This is a genomic window from Xenorhabdus innexi (assembly GCF_002632485.1).
In the GTDB taxonomy this organism is placed as follows: Bacteria; Pseudomonadota; Gammaproteobacteria; order Enterobacterales; family Enterobacteriaceae; genus Xenorhabdus; species Xenorhabdus innexi.
This window is the reverse complement of the sequence record NZ_NIBU01000014.1, coordinates 76,176-92,143: the sequence shown is the minus strand read 5'-3', so window position 1 is coordinate 92,143 and position 15,968 is coordinate 76,176. Positions and strand designations below refer to the sequence as shown.

18 protein-coding genes and 3 pseudogenes are annotated in these 15,968 nt (G+C 42.8%); 6 read left to right on the top strand and 15 right to left on the bottom strand.

Going from position 1 to position 15,968, the window contains the following annotated elements; all coding sequences use genetic code 11:
* Window positions 1-849, top strand: an 849-nt coding sequence (locus tag Xinn_RS08170; protein ID WP_422645972.1) for a gp53-like domain-containing protein, incomplete at its 5' end; no start/stop codon positions are given.
* A 1-nt stretch (window position 850) separates the two neighbouring features.
* Window positions 851-1,270: pseudogene (locus Xinn_RS08165) on the top strand (tail fiber assembly protein).
* A gap of 506 nt (window positions 1,271-1,776) precedes the next feature.
* Here the strand turns inward: Xinn_RS08165 and Xinn_RS08160 are convergent.
* Window positions 1,777-2,043: a helix-turn-helix domain-containing protein gene (locus Xinn_RS08160; protein ID WP_086956376.1), complete on the bottom strand. Its 267-nt coding sequence runs from the start codon at window positions 2,041-2,043 to the stop codon at window positions 1,777-1,779.
* A 332-nt stretch (window positions 2,044-2,375) separates the two neighbouring features.
* Between Xinn_RS08160 and Xinn_RS08155 the strand changes: the two genes are divergently transcribed.
* A complete protein-coding gene (locus Xinn_RS08155; protein ID WP_086956377.1) occupies window positions 2,376-3,122 on the top strand; it encodes an abortive infection family protein in 747 nt (248 codons plus the stop codon).
* 83 nt (window positions 3,123-3,205) lie between these two features.
* On the opposite strand, the gene Xinn_RS08150 is transcribed toward Xinn_RS08155, so the two are convergent.
* The 9 genes from Xinn_RS08150 to Xinn_RS08110 all read right to left on the bottom strand — a co-directional run bounded on the left by Xinn_RS08150 (window position 3,206) and on the right by Xinn_RS08110 (window position 9,822).
* On the bottom strand, window positions 3,206-3,508 hold the full coding sequence (locus Xinn_RS08150; protein WP_051861156.1) for a DUF1889 family protein: 303 nt from the start codon (window positions 3,506-3,508) through the stop codon (window positions 3,206-3,208).
* Between the two features lie 146 nt (window positions 3,509-3,654).
* Window positions 3,655-5,316 (bottom strand): terminase large subunit, encoded by a 1,662-nt coding sequence (locus Xinn_RS08145; protein ID WP_086956378.1) that lies wholly within the window; start codon window positions 5,314-5,316, stop codon window positions 3,655-3,657.
* On the bottom strand, window positions 5,313-5,666 hold the full coding sequence (locus tag Xinn_RS08140) for a phage terminase small subunit P27 family (RefSeq protein ID WP_086956379.1): 354 nt from the start codon (window positions 5,664-5,666) through the stop codon (window positions 5,313-5,315). The genes Xinn_RS08145 and Xinn_RS08140 overlap by 4 nt, the downstream gene beginning before the upstream one ends.
* A 126-nt stretch (window positions 5,667-5,792) precedes the next feature.
* Window positions 5,793-6,227, bottom strand: coding sequence for an HNH endonuclease signature motif containing protein (locus Xinn_RS08135; RefSeq protein WP_086956380.1), 435 nt, complete (start codon window positions 6,225-6,227; stop codon window positions 5,793-5,795).
* The gene (locus tag Xinn_RS08130; RefSeq protein ID WP_086956381.1) at window positions 6,227-6,529 is read right to left on the bottom strand and encodes a head-tail connector protein; all 303 of its coding nucleotides are present in this window, start codon (window positions 6,527-6,529) and stop codon (window positions 6,227-6,229) included. Before Xinn_RS08130 ends, Xinn_RS08135 begins: the two co-directional genes overlap by 1 nt.
* Window positions 6,526-6,861 (bottom strand): phage head closure protein, encoded by a 336-nt coding sequence (locus Xinn_RS08125; protein ID WP_086956382.1) that lies wholly within the window; start codon window positions 6,859-6,861, stop codon window positions 6,526-6,528. The genes Xinn_RS08130 and Xinn_RS08125 overlap by 4 nt, the downstream gene beginning before the upstream one ends.
* Window positions 6,858-8,075: a phage portal protein gene (locus Xinn_RS08120; RefSeq protein WP_086956383.1), complete on the bottom strand. Its 1,218-nt coding sequence runs from the start codon at window positions 8,073-8,075 to the stop codon at window positions 6,858-6,860. The genes Xinn_RS08125 and Xinn_RS08120 overlap by 4 nt, the downstream gene beginning before the upstream one ends.
* Before the next feature lie 2 nt (window positions 8,076-8,077).
* The gene (locus Xinn_RS08115) at window positions 8,078-8,626 is read right to left on the bottom strand and encodes an HK97 family phage prohead protease (RefSeq protein ID WP_086956384.1); all 549 of its coding nucleotides are present in this window, start codon (window positions 8,624-8,626) and stop codon (window positions 8,078-8,080) included.
* Window positions 8,627-8,670: 44 nt separating this feature from the next.
* Window positions 8,671-9,822 carry a phage major capsid protein gene (locus tag Xinn_RS08110; RefSeq protein WP_086956385.1) on the bottom strand — a complete coding sequence of 384 codons (1,152 nt, stop codon included), beginning with the start codon at window positions 9,820-9,822 and terminating at the stop codon, window positions 8,671-8,673.
* A 418-nt stretch (window positions 9,823-10,240) separates the two neighbouring features.
* On the opposite strand from Xinn_RS08110, the gene Xinn_RS08105 reads away from it, so the two are divergent.
* Window positions 10,241-10,927: a hypothetical protein gene (locus tag Xinn_RS08105; protein ID WP_086956386.1), complete on the top strand. Its 687-nt coding sequence runs from the start codon at window positions 10,241-10,243 to the stop codon at window positions 10,925-10,927.
* Window positions 10,920-11,336: a hypothetical protein gene (locus Xinn_RS08100; protein WP_086956387.1), complete on the top strand. Its 417-nt coding sequence runs from the start codon at window positions 10,920-10,922 to the stop codon at window positions 11,334-11,336. The genes Xinn_RS08105 and Xinn_RS08100 overlap by 8 nt, the downstream gene beginning before the upstream one ends.
* Here Xinn_RS08100 and Xinn_RS08095 read toward each other — a convergent pair.
* The 4 genes from Xinn_RS08095 to Xinn_RS23095 all read right to left on the bottom strand — a co-directional run bounded on the left by Xinn_RS08095 (window position 11,333) and on the right by Xinn_RS23095 (window position 15,365).
* Entirely contained in the window at window positions 11,333-11,812 is a 480-nt protein-coding gene (locus tag Xinn_RS08095; RefSeq protein ID WP_086956388.1) for an Hcp family type VI secretion system effector, read from the bottom strand. The two genes, Xinn_RS08100 and Xinn_RS08095, sit on opposite strands and share 4 nt — an antisense overlap.
* Window positions 11,813-12,433: 621 nt before the next feature.
* Window positions 12,434-14,827 (bottom strand): primase-like DNA-binding domain-containing protein, encoded by a 2,394-nt coding sequence (locus tag Xinn_RS08090; RefSeq protein ID WP_086956389.1) that lies wholly within the window; start codon window positions 14,825-14,827, stop codon window positions 12,434-12,436.
* A gap of 3 nt (window positions 14,828-14,830) precedes the next feature.
* Entirely contained in the window at window positions 14,831-15,241 is a 411-nt protein-coding gene (locus Xinn_RS08085) for a hypothetical protein (protein ID WP_086956390.1), read from the bottom strand.
* Window positions 15,234-15,365 carry a hypothetical protein gene (locus tag Xinn_RS23095; protein ID WP_280176137.1) on the bottom strand — a complete coding sequence of 44 codons (132 nt, stop codon included), beginning with the start codon at window positions 15,363-15,365 and terminating at the stop codon, window positions 15,234-15,236. The genes Xinn_RS08085 and Xinn_RS23095 overlap by 8 nt, the downstream gene beginning before the upstream one ends.
* A 190-nt stretch (window positions 15,366-15,555) precedes the next feature.
* On the opposite strand from Xinn_RS23095, the pseudogene Xinn_RS21965 reads away from it, so the two are divergent.
* Window positions 15,556-15,729 (top strand): annotated as a pseudogene (locus tag Xinn_RS21965) (YlcI/YnfO family protein); the annotation flags it as partial.
* A gap of 118 nt (window positions 15,730-15,847) precedes the next feature.
* Here Xinn_RS21965 and Xinn_RS08075 read toward each other — a convergent pair.
* Window positions 15,848-15,968 (bottom strand): annotated as a pseudogene (locus tag Xinn_RS08075) (IS30 family transposase); the annotation flags it as partial.

Here is a 15,968-nt window from a genome sequence, read left to right as displayed (position 1 = left end):
TATGCCAGAACGCGTTCAAAACACCACAAAGAAAATCATGTAAAAACAAAACATTGGATGCGTGTTTTGAACGGCTTAATTCTTAAGAGCCTATCTATGAACGCCGCCTTGAATGTGGTCAGGGAGTCAGCTAGTGCTGCAACTCAACAGGCAACCAATGCCAACACTAACGCCAACAGTCGACTGGAGAAAGCAAAGAACGGGGCGGATATTCCGAACAAGGCGGCGTTTATCGATAATCTCCGGTTACGGGACACCGTTAATAAGGCCGATAATGCCCTGCCACGAGAATCTGAATGGACCTTTAAATCCGGGGCACATGTCATTCGGGGCAGTGAACATTATGCCACCCTGACATTCGAAAAAAACGGCGGCTCCCGGACTGTCATCCAGACCCAGCCGGATAAAAGCGAGGATATGCTGAATATTAGTCAGGGTGACTGGTCTATTTACATTCCGAAAAAAAACGGGACACTGGCTACAATGGGTGACCTGACTGATAGAATTGGAGCAGGTCAGGGGCAAATACCGGATATGTCTTTCTTCCAGTCTCAAAAAGGGATTTCTGGTTATCAAAAACTCCCCAGTGGCGTCATTATTCAGTGGGGACGGGCGGGATATAAGTCACCTCAGGCATTTATTGATGTTTCTTTTCTTATTCATTTCCCTCACCGATGTACGTTTGTCACGGGGATGGAAATTGGACGTAGCGTGGCGGTGGGCGCGACGGTAATTAATGCCGTCACACCGGGGCCTTCACAATCAACAGTGACACTTACAGCGCGTAATACCAAAGACGGCGAGATAGCGAAATCAGCTGACGTCCTTTGGCTGGCGGTGGGGTATTGAGATGAATTATTACTACAGTGCAACAACGAATGCGTTTTATCCCGTTTCGATGAAGCCGGATTATGTGGCAGCGGGGACATTCCCGGACGATGCAAGGTTGGTTGATGATAGTGTGTTTGATGCGTTTTCAGTCGGTAAAGACGGAAAAGTGAGAGTTGCGGGGGCGGATGGCTTGCCAGTATGGGGAGATATACCACCCCCCACCCCGGAGGCGCTACGTGAACAGGCTGAGTCACAAAAACGGCAGTTACTGAGAAAGGCCGCCGAAATTATCGCCCCGCTACAGGATGCCGTAGACCTCGACATGGCGACGAAAGAAGAGAAAGCGGCACTGTTAGCCTAGAAGAAATATCGGGTGCTGCTCAACCGGGTGGATTGCTCGAGTGCGCCGGAGATTGACTGGCCTGAACAGCCGGAGTGAGGATAGGGGCGGAGTGCCCCTTTATTCACGCTTCCGTTTCAAACGGAAATGTGCGTAAATTAGGTGAAATATATTGAATATAGAAATGCCACACTGGTGAATCTTTATTCAATCACAAAAAGTCATGTTCTGAAATGATGTTCTGAACATGTTCTGAAACGTGATTTTTGTCAAAGAAAAAAGCCACCTTGCGGTGGCTCTTTTTATTCCCTAACTCACTGTTTTACCAGTCAGTTTTTATTTGGTGCCAGGGCGGGACTAGTAACTTATTGTAATTGACTGAAAATATTAAATTTATTTTTACATATTGAGTTTATGCCCCTATTAATGCCCCCCAAATTTTTTGTTTCCTATATTAATTATCTTTTTGATTTTATTTATTTTAATTGCGTTAAAGCAAAAAAGCCTTGAAGTTTGAAAATGGTTAAATTTGACAACCATTTCATGCTCAGGGCTTTATATTAAAATTTATCATTTTTAGGAAGTTTATCACAAATTGAAGCGGATCATTTTTCTGATTTATCGCGGACTTTCCTTTCTAATAATTCTCCAGTATGAGAATCAAAATAACGGCTAGGCCAGATTTCAGAGGGGTGTATTTCGAGATAGTTAGCAATAATCCATTCACCTTTAGGCCAAGGCCGACTAAGAGTATTTGCTAATGTTGATGAACTGAGTCCAGCTTCACGAGAAACAGCCGCTAAGGTTGTACCGCGCTTACGTAATGCAGCAATAATATCGGCTTGATGCCAGTCATTTCTAACGTTATTCATTCCTGCTATCCCTTCCATTAATCGAAAAATTGATGGTGGTGATTCAGACAGGGTTCGCAGTACCGGTAGCTACCTTCCGGCGAGGCCGAAGCCTCCCCCGCCTGAACCACCATTGAAAAGGCGATAACAGGCACACTGGTAGAAAAATCCTACCAGTGGGTAGCTATATAAGGCTGCGAAACCTTACCATCGGATTTTGCCGATAGCGTGACTACTTTAACTGATTGGTTTATCTGGTTCAATAAGCGAATCAGTATAAAAACTTAACTTTTTGCGGATCGTGAAATATATTAAGGTGCTATTGCCCTTCATCTCAGATAAAAATAACTAACATGAATATCGATACATTGAGCAACAAGGAAAAAACGGAAACATTTATATATATCTTAATTGCACGTGCTACTCATGGTGAGTATGACTCTCAACAATATAAGACTCTACGAGATTTTCTAATAGAAACGATATCTTACTCAAGTTTATTACCATCATTTGTTAAAACCTGTCGAGATCCCGATCAGTTTTGGCACTTTATAAAACCAAGGTTTAATACTTATGCTGAAAGGCGTGATTATATTTGGAAAGAATTTAATCCTCTTTTAGAGCATATAGAAGGAAAAGGTCTTGCTGCTGCTGACCAAACTATCACTGATGGCTTACAAAGTTATGATGCAATTGGGGTCAATGCTGCTTGGGCTAAAGCTCTTGATAGGAGATTAGCAGATCCTGATGGCGCAATAACAGCCTCTCGGACGCTAATAGAGACAGTATGTAAGCATATTCTTGATGAACAAAAAATTGAATATAACAGGAATAGCGATCTGCAAGATTTATATAAACTTGTATCTACTGAATTGAAGATTTCAGCCAATCAACATGATGAAATTGTTTATAAGCAAATCTTAAAAGGTTGTTCTTCTGTTGTCGGAGGATTAGGTACTTTACGAAACAGATTGGGTGACTCTCATGGGCAAGGGAAAAGAGGGGTTAAACCGTCCTCCAGACATGCTGCATTAGCTGTTAATATGGCAGGTACTATGTCATTATTTTTGATCGAAACTTGGCAACAAAAATTCAAATAACACCAATCATTCTTAAATGAAATATTTACCCTATTTCACTGAGGGTTTGAATCCAAACCCTCAGATAATTTATCTAGACTAATTTATTTCAATGCAAGTAATTTCTGCTTAAAACTGTCACTTAATCCATAACCTTTATGCTTAATAACTACTCTTCCACCTGAATTAATTTTTAGTAGCCATTCATTTACTTTTTTAGTGAATTGAGCATCCCATTTATTCGATACAGCCCAATCATTGAGGCTCTGAGAAGATAATTCGCAATTTTCTTTCTTTAAAAATTTCAATGTATCTTTAATATTACATTCATCACTAGGATGTGGTGTTGATGAAGATGTATTTAACACATTGAAATGTTGAAGAACTACTTCATGTATTTTTTGCATAAATCAGCCCTAATAAATTTCCATTGTTTAAAAAATACGCTGAAATTATTAACGAGATGGATATATATTTTTATAACTGCGTATTTTCATTAAATTATTTTATACAAAAAAGCTCAAAAATGCTACTGACATAATAATAGGATAAACTATATTCCATCAAAAGAAGCCAACCTCTGTAGTTGTTTATCGGTCAGATTAAATGCAAATTCTTCATGCTCTACCTGCCATGTGCCAAAACTCATCAGGAACGCAATTGCAGGGTCGACTTTATTCGCGGATTTCTTCTTATTCGGTTTGATATTGGCGTTTGCATCGGTTTCCATCACCACATTGGACATCGCCCATGCAAGCACCGGATCGCCGTTGTGTCTGATAACTTTACGATTCACGAACACCTCAGCCGATTTCGCCACCGGACTAAAGCGCATATAGGTTTGCGGGAACGGTTCAACGTCCAGCCCCGCGCCTTGTAATTGCGTTCTTAGGTGCGTGGCGTTCCATGTATCAAAACCCACCAGCTTGATATCAAAGTTCTGACTGTCGTTAAGAATATCATCACGGATACGATCATAATCAATGCAATCGCCTGTCGTGGTGCATACCCAGCCTGCTTGTACCCACTGACGGTAAACCGCCCGATTCTTATTGGCGGGGTTTTGTAACTGGGCTTCGGGCAAGTAATGACGGGTCAGTAATAACAGTTCATTATCCACGGGGAAGATGTAACAAATGCTGGTAATATCACCCGTTGAAGACAAATCCAGTCCGGCGTAACACTCCAGCCCTATGAGATCGTTTTCATCATAATCAGTCTGGCAGGCTTTCCATGCACCTTCGCCCATCCACGGGGTTTCGCCCTGACACCAAATATTAAAGCGTTTGGTTAACATTTCCGTCCATTGTGAGGGAATGCCCCGTGCTTTCTGGATGGTGTCATGCAAAGCGTCACCATCTACTGACACATTTAGATTAGGGTTAGCTTTTATCCAAAGGGTTTCATCATCAATCTCGTGCTCGTCGTCCAGTTCGTAAATCAGGGCAAACAGGGATTCGTTTTGTTCTTCGCTATCCAGTATCTGACAGCAATAATCATAGTGCTGCTTACAGGCTGAAATAACGTTACTGCCTGCGGTGGTGATGGCAAACAGGATACCTTCGGGACGAGCGCCCATCCCTAACTCAAGGGCTGAATACACGGCGTTATCAGGGTGTAAATGATATTCATCGACAATTGCCAGACTAGGGTTAGTCCCTTCAATGGTGGCGGCTTTGGCGGCCAGCGGTTTTAACAGACTGTTAGTTTTGGGGTAAGTAACTTTGTGTTGCTGAATAGTCATCCGTTTTTTTAGTGGTTTTGATAACACGCTCATTTGGCGAGCATCATCAAACACGATACGCGCCTGATCCCGACTCACGGCGGCAGTGTAAATATCCTGCTGCCCTTGTTCCATCACCAGAAACCAGTTAGCCAGTATTGCGGCAACGGTGGATTTGGCATTTTTGCGTGGTACTTGGATATAAGCACTGCGATATTTTCGGCGTCCGGTTGCTTTCACTTTGAAGCCGAACAGGTTAGCAAAGGCGAATTGTTGCCACGGTTCAAGCATGATGGGTTTACCGCGCAAATGGCCTTTGACATGCGGACAGACACGGGAAAAGGCAATAAAACGTTCGACCACTGCCGAATCAAACACATAAAGCGGGTTATTCAGGCCGTTATAGTAGCGTTTCACCGCCTGTTTGACGCGTTTACAGGCCGGAATTTTGCCGTTTTCGATATCAAAAGCGTACTGTTCCCATGCGTTCATAGGCGATCCAGCTCGTCTTCTTCCTCGGTTTCCACCGGATTTTTACGCCGTGATACGGGGTCAAAACCCAGCAACGACGACATTTTTATCATGATTTTTTCGGCATCCGCTTTGGCACTCAGGGACGGATTTCGGCTCTCGCTGCCTTGGCTATTAATGATGCTAAAGCCCCTGATATCAAGGTCTGCCACCGCTTTTCGGTAAATGGCATAGTTCACGCAATATAGTTCTAAATTGTTCCAGTCAGCGGCGTTCAGGTCTTCCCGTTCGCTTAATATTTTACCTTTGGCCTTCCATTGGTTGGCAGCGATCTCATTAAGGTAAATTGGCGGTTTTGGCGCTCTTGCCATGATTTTTTTCCTTGTTGTTTTATTTTCAAAAAAACTGCCGTGCGTAAAAATTGAAGGAGGGGGCGGTTCCGCTGGAAGGGACATTTGTCATTTTTGATACCCCCACCCCGTTATTTCGTTTCGTTATTATTCTTTTATTAACCAATCTCGATACCTTGCCGCTTCGGTTTCCTGCTGCCGATAAGTGCCCTGTTTACGTTTTGCTTTGGTGATGGGGTCAGTCTGTACGGTCTTACGATTATGGCAGGTCTGACATAACGATTGATGGTTGGATGCAGGCCAGAACAGCACATCAGCATCACCCTGTATCGGGATAATGTGATCTACAATGATGGCAGGAGTATAGATACCCATCTGTAAACAGCGGACACATAACGGGTTAGCTTTCAAGTAGTGCAGCCGATAACGTCCCCATCGATTGCTGTAGCCGCGTTGGGTACGAGTGCCGCGTTGTTTATCCTGCTGGCGTCTGGTTTCCCGTTGGTGCTGTTCACAGCGGCCTGATTTCACTCGCTCGCGGCAGTTCGGGTAACTACAGCGTTTCAAAGGCTGCCACGGCATCAGTAGACTCCCACATCACGATAGGCAGACCACAGTGATTTAATGGTGAATGGGACTTCTTTAAGCTCAATATCGGTTGCCATTTCCCGATTTTCATACAGCAACCCGATATAAAGCAGGCAACCTACCTTGATTGCTGGCGTCAAGCTCAGACCATTATCAAACCGCTTGCCAATATGTTGCTGGCACACTTCCAGCGCAGCTTCGGAATACGCGGTAAGCAATGCATCATCAAGGGTATCGCTTTCATCAATCCGGCAATGTTGTTTGATTTCATTCAGGGGAATTTCAATCTGACTCATCGGAAAACGCCTCCCTTACAAAGCAGCTCCAAACGAGTATGTTTGGGATCGGGGATAACCGCTACAATGTCGAATGCCGTTCCTCTGGTATTTGCACCATGATAGGTAATATTATTAGCTGTCGTAATATCATCACGGTAACGCAGCCAAATACGCATTGTGGCTTCGGCGAAAATAGCACCGGAGGCCAACTTCTCGCGGCCGCTAATGGCTTTCACCTCTGCCCAGACGGTAGCAACATCAATCCACTTATAGAACTCAGAACCCAACTCATCACGAATGATTTCATTCTTTCGAATAGTGATCCGGTGTCGTAATCTGCCTGCTCTCATGCCTTGTTCTCCGTTTGTTTTTTCACTTCAACCGTTTGCTTCCATGCCTGACTGAATTCATCACCACCGTCACGGGGCGATAATCCCTCGCGTTCGCGGGCTTCATTCGGTGACATAACACCGGATTTAATGGCAGTTTCGTAACTCTGGAAACGTTCTTTCGGATTGGCCCGCAGCAAATCGGCAGTATCAAATTCGACTTGATAACGAATACCCCGTTTTGGCGAAGTCATCAGCAAGGCCGCTTTGATTTGTTGTTCAAAATTGGCAAGCCACGGGCGCATAGTGATAGTCAGAAAAGCGCGGGAGGCTTCACTAAAGTTACTGTAGGTGCTGTTTGAATACTCTTGCAGAAAGATCGGGCTGACATTGAACATACGGGCGATATCGTCAATGGTGAAGCGACGGGAGGCCAGCCATTCGGCATCTTGGTTACTCATGCCTAATTGTTGATATTCCATCCCGCCTTCAAGAATCGGCGTTTTCCCTGCATTGCGAGCACCCTTATAACGTTCGAGGGCTTCCAGTGCCTTACTTCCCTTGATCCCGTCCAGCCAGTCAGCGGCTTTAATTACACCCGCCGCCATCATGCCATCTTTCATAATGCTTGCGCCATGGCGTTGCTGTGCCAGCCCCAAGCCCAGTGTTTCACGGCAAATAGTGACGGGTGAACGTCCTAAAAAGCCGTCTTCGGTGGCATAGCGCAGATGCAGGACTTCTTCTTGTAAATAGGTTTTGACCTTGCCGCTATACGGTTCGGTGATGGTATACGCGAACCGATGATCGGTTAATCGTTGGGGTACAACCGCTGACGGCGGGTAAGGGTGTAATGACTGTGGCTGACCATCCCGCCCCCAGACAATCACTGCATACGCATTGCCATTCAGCAGGCAATGACGCATCAGAGTTCTTTTGAATTGATACGGCGTCTGGCAGTCATTCGGGCATTCATTCAGCAAATAATCGACCGGATGATCACTCAGCCATTCGCGGGATTCTTTGCCGTTCTGGTGCTGAACCCGATAGAGGTAGCAAGGCATGGAGGCCACCGCTTCACTAATTACCGTAACAGCGTTCATCACAGCGGGTAAACCTTCCGCTGTAGACGGAGAAACATGCTCGCCCGATTTGGTATTAACCATGCCTGCCAGAGAAAAAAATTCATCCAGCGTCATGCTGCGGATTTCAGACGTTTTTCGCGTAAAAGGCCACATGATTACACCTCAGACAGTTGCAGCCAGTAATGACGCAAATCCACAGGACAGGGCTTAACGGCATTCAGTGAACGCTTGGCAATCTCTACGCCACTTTCAGGATAAGCGGGTAGGCTGGTGATCGTAATTTCCCGCAATTCAGCCTCCAATACCGTTCTGATATAAGGTGTCTGACTGGTATCCCACTGATCTTTAATCGCCCTGAACCCAAAGGACATGCCTGTAATATCTCCACGTTCAACCAAAGTCAGTACATCGCGTCCTAACTGGGTATCCGGTGGTGTTAATTCGAAACGTAATCCGGTGGCATCCTCACTAAGCTGTAATGTGCCCGATGTGGTACGCCCTAACAGGTTCATGTGATCATGTTCATACAATGCCAAAACATCAGCGCCCGAAGTTAAGCTGGCACTGAACGCATTCAGGGTGAACTGCTCGATAAACTCATCCCACAGCACATGTGATCGGCTGTTCCACTTAATCACATAGCCTGTCAGTTTTTTATTGCTGGCAGACAGTGACGCTGTACGGATTTCAAAATCATTCTTCATTAATGGACTCCAAGGCTTGGAAAGGGGCGCAATACCCCTTCTGCTTAGTTGCCGGATGCTTTCACTTCCAGTACCTTAATCGCGTTGGAATCCACCAGCCCGCCACCCAGATATTTATCGGTATGTACCTTATAAAATCCCGGCTCGGTGATATTGTCAGGACGGGTACGAATGCCGGTTTCATGGTCAACGATAAAATAGCCACGTTTGAAGTCACCCAGACCGATTACACCCTCCGGCATAAACTCGAGGTAGTGGACAGGCAAGCCCAGCAGCATATCCGGATCGCCCGCCTGTAAACGTTCCCGCCAGATATAATCACCATTGCCGTTTTTCAGTTTCTGCACCTGCGCGGCTGTGCTGGAGTTCATCACCCAGACGGCATTTTTGCGGTATTTGTTTTTGAGTGAGAATTTCAGGTCAATCAGGCTATCGGCGGAAAGTGCGGTTACTTCCAGCTTTTGTAAAGTGCCAAACGCGCGAATCTTGTCAGTTTGAGTATCACGAGAATAAGACAGGAATCCTTTCGCTTTTTTACTGCCATCACCACTCACAAGATCCGTTTCTTCGGTATCAACGAAAGTGTCGGCAATTTCGGAAGTCAGCCAACCTAAGATATCCACATCGCTAAAATCGACAATCTCTTGGGTTGTCTTGGGGTAGGCATAAATAGGAAACAGCTTGATGCTGACTTCTTCCATGTTCGGCGTGGCAGTTTCACCGCGTGCCTTGCCTTCTTCGCCGTGTGCCACAGCTGCACCACCGACTGAAACTAACTGTTTGTATTCGTTGCTGCGTGTAGTTTTTACCGTACAAATCCGGCGCATAACTGACTCATCTGTCAGTTGCTGCATGATTTGTTTGTTCAGCTCAGGGATAACGGTATAGCCGCCCTCAGACGGAACACCCGTAGATAGAGAACGAGTTTCACCAGTCAGAACATAGTGGCGCAATTCATCATTGCTGAGTTTTTTGCTGGTCGGCTGGTTTTTTGCTTGACTGCGTTCTTCATCAGCCAATGCTTCATAACGGGCAATTTCCGTATTCAGCGTGTCGGACTGGCTGCGTAGTTCATCGAACTGTTTGGCTTCATCGGTATTCAGTGAGCGTTTTTCGTTTTCCGCTTGGGTAAGCAGCGAACGCATTTGATGGGTTAAATCGGATTTTTGTTTGCGTAGTTCGAGTAATTTTTTCATGATGTTTTTATAGTTAATCTATTTTTCAGTAAATGATTTTTAACACTATGAAAAATAATAAGAAAGAATTCTGAATGTGTTGGAGGTGTATACAACAATATAAAAGTAGCGGTTTAAATTTTAATTATGGGTATATAGTTAATTTTTGATATTACTTTTAAAAAAGAAAAGCTATACGCTTTCAATCTAACATGATTTTATATAAAGCATATATCCTTACTAAAAAGTGAGATTGGGATTTACTAATCTACTATGTAATTATAGAATCACATGCTATAGAAACCTATTTTTTAGTGTAATACAACAAAGTGGTAACTTTTTGTTAAAAGGCTTCTATGAGGTAGTTTATTAATTATTTTCTATACTATTATGTAATCTAAAATTTTATAGTGTATTTAACTAAATTACAGGAGTTCCCATGAGTAGTAGAAGTGATGTAATAGAAGGAAGGTTAGTTTATACCGAAAAATTAGGATGGGTAGATACTGGGCATTCAAAAGGTAACGATGCCAGAATGTTAATGGCTGCTATAAATTCAGGCGATGATACTAAAGAACCATACTTTACCATTAAGTACACACAATACATGGGTCTTGGATTAAAATATGGCACATCTAAAATAACAAGATGGAAAGTAAGAAGAGGTTTATCTTTACATGATAAAAAAAGAGTTGCACTTACTATTATGATGTATACCACTCATCTATTTGAAGCGCATCAAGATTCATTTCCTTTTAATTGGTATACAGATAGTGGATACAGCGGTGAAGATTTGGTTTCAAATCTACTTGGCTTTTATCAGGCTATAAATGGAGTTGATTATTTACCTCAGCTTCAACCTATAAGTAAAGAAGATGCGCTAAAAAGGTGGGATTACTATGGTGCTATAGGAAAGTATAAAAATAAAATATTTAAACCTTTATTGTTTCCTGACCCCCAAAAATATCCTAATAATGCCAGACCATACTATTCTTCTTTGCCTACATTTCTTAATACTATATCACCGATCACTGATATAGATAGGAGTCATTTGCTGATACATATTGAAGATAGAACAGGATATAACATAGATGCAGTAAGAGATGTGGGGATTGAACTTGAGTAAGTTTATTAAAATTACATTTATCGCTCTGTTTTTTTTAGGGCTAACTTTTACCATTCCCATTTTATTTGTAAATAATCATTTTTCATACACAAAAAATGATTTTATTAAATATAATTTATTCACCTTCGATGAAATAAAAGAAATGCCCATTATTTCAAATAATTACATCATATCCTATGACTCACCAGATGGTGTAAAACCAATGACTAATTCAATCCTATTTTCAGATGTAAATCCAAATCGTAAAGTGGAATTAATAAATTATATTAAAAAATTAGGTTATATAAAAGATATAAATGCATATTGGAATACAGATGGAAGCGAATCTTGGAGTAAAGGAAATTTGTTTATACAGATAAAACAAAATGATACTGACCGTACCATTTTGTTTCTAGTTGAGAAGAATTAAAATACATTCTCTTCTCTTATACTGTAGCCTGATGTGCCAGCGATGTGATGTGTCCATGTTATGCTATCATATGAAATAGTTATGCTTTCATATGGTTGCATATCATTGTGGCTTAGTGAATTGGGATAATGGCTGGAAATGTTCTTTATCGTGGCATTTGTTAACTTGATAGAATAAAATTTTTCCAATCCCCCTGCTGAACTATTTCTATATATTTCCAGTAAACAATCTAAGTGCTCATTGCTTGATATTGAAACCCCTAATAATGGAGATGATTTATCGATGGGTTTTGTTATTACTATAGGATGATGATTGACATTCTGTTCTCTATTAATATCGTGGTCTATAGAGTAAACCAATATTTTATCCTTGTTTTCCTCTTGGTATTTATTACCTATTGAATCATAAGTTGAGCAACCTGCTGATATCAACCCTTGTTTTTTACCATTTAAGGTCATATAAATCATATTAGCCATTTCGTTTCCTTTTGATTTATCAAAATAAAACACATAGTTATTTATCTTTCCATTACTGTCAATAGCTATATTCCTAATTTACCATAAAGAAAAACAATAATAATAAAAACTATTACATGGCAATTAAAAACTATGATGTAGTGATAATAATATACATTTAATTAAATGGCATTGATAATCCCGACATAAAAAATATTTTGTTAGACAATATCTAAAAACCACCACTTAATCTACCAATTTGAATTATGACTTGATATATATAAGAGTATAAAGATACTTTTACTTACTGATTGCTTCCTTAAACAGAAAAATTAGCGCGTCAAATTAGAAAATTTAATTTTCCTGCCAGAGATATCCCCTGAAAATCTTTTTCGCCTCCTCAACTCTACACCCTATGCACAATTCTCTGAAGGCCTTGCTACATCTGAGCTTGTGACAATTAATACGATATTCACCTACTGTGTACCCTATACACCTTTATTTTTTACTGATGTAGAGGGTGCATAGTGGATGTATAACTAAAAAGTAACTATACACTCTTTATTTTCCTTTAAATACAGTAAGATATTTAAAATGATGTATAGAGTGTATACTTAAATCAAAAAATTTTATGTAGTCGGCTTAATCCTCCCCGCGCTCAGGTACTGATGGCAACCATTCTTCCGCATCTTCCGATAATTCTACACTATAAGAATAGCCTTTCTTGGTTCGTACTTTCCGATACTCCTTCCGGTATTCCTGCATAATCTTGGGAATAGATTCACCAAACTTCGTCAGTGTCAGCGGACGTTCAAAGCCGTGTGCCTCCATAAAAGAGAGATAGGCATGATACAAGTATAATCTCGGTGCGCGTGGGCTGATATTCTTATTCCCCATCTTCATTCCGGCGGTATTGTTTCCAGACTCCAAATAACCACAGAAACGATAGAGGGGATCAGAGCCACATTTTACCGTTAATGCTTCGCTGGAATCGCGTTGCGTCTGTAGTAGTTTTTTAGCCTTATTCTGGTCGGCAAATTCGTTTAATAAGTGGCGAATAATCACAGGCAGTTCCCGACTGATTTTCTCCGGCAATTGTGGGTCTTTCTCGGACTCTTTGACCGGAATATTAAACGGGAATATCACCCGCCGCCGTGCAATGCCGCCATTACGCTCTGTAAAACTCATGGGTTCGTTATTGGTGGCTAATACCACGGCTTTAATGATGGTAGAAAATTGTTTCTCGTACTTCCCGTCAACTTCAATCAGGTCGCCGCCGGTAATGGCCTTAATGCCTGCGCCTTCACCGACATATTTAACCTGATCGGGCAGCGTAATTAAGCTCTTGCCGACAAACTGATAACGTCCTCTGGCTTCATCCAGCGCTTTCATATTGCCACTGGCGGTATTATGTTCACCTGCTAATAAAGTCGCAATATACGTAAAGACGCTTTTGCCGCTGCCACCTTCACCCGTGACTTCAATAAAGAGCTGCCAGTCATAACGATTTGCCAGAATCATAAACAAGGCAGCTTTGATGTGATTCATCTTGTTTTCATTCTGACCGGCTGCATGAGATAGCCAACGGTAAAAGCCAGGAGCATGATCCGACAAGTTTTCACCGATAGCGGGCTGGGTAAACTCAATGCCATTATGGTTCATTAACCAATCTTCCGGCTGATGAGCAGTAAATTTTTGTGTTGATAAATTATATACACCGTTACTGAACCCGATTAAATCCTGACGTTGTTCGCCAATAATCGGAATTTGTAATTTCATGGCACAGATAGCGTTATTGATACCATTCGGGCTATAGGGGGTTTCATGTTGATCGAAGATCGCTACCATTGCACGGCGCAGCTCGCTATCCGAGACTTTCTCCCATGTCGTACCGTTATAGTGATAAGCTGCTTCGCTTTCAGAATGTACCGCGATTTTTTGGTAATGCTCAGCCAACAATGCCCCGCGCTGACTGGCTGCCATTTGTGCCAGATTGTTAGTGGCCTTTTTTGGCTTTGCTTCGTGGTGCTTCACTGCTTTCTCCCTGACCTGATATAACCTGTTGCTGAATGCCTGCTTTGCTGCCTCAATGCCGTGACGCTGACGATAATCATCCCAGTCGGCTTTATATTCCGTTGGCGGTAACGTTACCCAGCCATTAATCGCTTTAGCGGCCTTTTCTGCCGCTATTTTGCCCACATTCTTTTTGAGCCTGCCGTTTTTGTCCCGTTCGCCTTGTACGTGCCAATCATTATCGGCGGCAAGGATAATTCTCGATTCAGGCCACTGCTTTCTGACCAATTCGGCAACATTCAGTAAATTACTTTCATCAATGGCAGCCAGTACCACACCATTATGTAACTGGCTAACAGTCAACGCGGTCGCGTAACCTTCGGTAATGATGATGGTGTCCGGTGTTCCGGTAATCTCAGATACCGGAATAAAGCTCCCTTTCTTCTGCGTGCCGGAAACAAGGCGTTTTTCGCCGTTTGGTTTGATGATCTGAGCGCCGGTGATAGTGCCGTTCAGTGCCTGAGTTAGCAGCAATAGAGAATCCTGCAATAACCGCTGATTGGGGTATTGCAGCCCCTTTTTCACCAAATACTGAGATTCTCCCCTTATCGATTTTTCCACCAGCACCGCGATCTGTTCCGCAATGGGTTTCACTGTTTGAGGCCGCTCTTTAACTGGTTTCGGTTCAGGTAGCGGCATTGCCAGCACATCAGCAACTTGCTTAGCGGCGGTCAGGATAGTGATACCTTTGGCTCTTGCCACTAAATCCAGACCATCGCCATGATTAGGCTGATCACACTGGCGACAATGCCAGTCGCCATGATGGTTATCGTCTATAAAGTGAAAACGGTCAGTGCCACCGCATATCGGGCAAGCGCCATGCTTACCCTTTGCCGGAACATCAACGCCACAGGCGGGCAACAGACTTTGCCAGTGATTCATAGCGGATTGTTTCACGGTTCGGATAACGTCTATCGGGCGGCTTTCCGTAGGATTTTTAGGCTGTGAGGAACGTTGACTCATGATTTATTCTTCCCCATAAACAGCCGCACACAGTGCGTGATAGACGTCTTGATTAAAGTCACAAGCTAGCGCCAGCAGATCGCGCAGTTCTTCTGAACAATCCCTGCCAATTTTGTCAAGAATCACCTCAAATAGTGATATGGCTAACCCTGCCCGATACATAGCCTGATCTAACGGTATTTCTTTCTGATGTCTGTTCACCACATAACCTAACAATGTCATCAACAAGGGCTGTGGTGAATGTTTCAACAATGCTTGCTGTATTTCCTGATTGATATCACGCGCCAGCAAAATCAAGTTATTGAGTTCAATGGTGCATTCTTCCGGTGACTTTTCGAGAATAAACGTGAAAACAGAGGCTGCTAGCTGCGTGCGATACTCTGCCTGTTTTAATGAAAGAGTTTTTTTACCCACGGCGCACCTCCTGACGGGAAACGGATCTCAGAAAGGAGATACCCGCCAGAATGATGATAAGGCGCTGGGGATGAATTAGGCATGTAAATTTAGGGCGAGTTTGGGTATGCTGTATGCCAGCCATCGCGTAAGTCTCCTTTACGTTGTGGTTAGACGCCTCGATAGTGTTGGTAGCACTTCGGGGCGTTGTTGTTTTCTGCCTTGAAAGCATCAAGGTGTATTTCACTTTATCCTTGGGTGAAATAAACGTCAATACTTTTTCCAGTTTACTTTTTATGTATAATGAAATACACCAAATCACAGAGGATTCAGTAATGGCAACTGGTGCGAAGAATGCAAAATCACAAATGACTACTGTTCGCATACCACATGAAGTCATGGAAGATATGGAACAGGTTAAAATAAATGGTGAAAGCAATGCTGGTTTTATTGTTGCTGCAATGAAGGGTGAGATCAAACGCCGCCAGCGCAAGGCAAAAGCATCATCTGAACAATAATCAGCTAATCTACAATAAGACCAATGAGTAACTATTCCTCTTAAAGAGGATAGGTTAAGGGTAGCATCTGTTATGTTATCCTTGCATTCACATAATAAGTGCAACACCGTTATGAACGAAGTAAACGAGTCGGTATGCCTTTAAATAACTCATTCGGTGTTTGATAACCTCGCGTTTTTCGAGGACGTTTATTTAATCGATTTGCCACGAGATTTATCTCCAACTCTGAG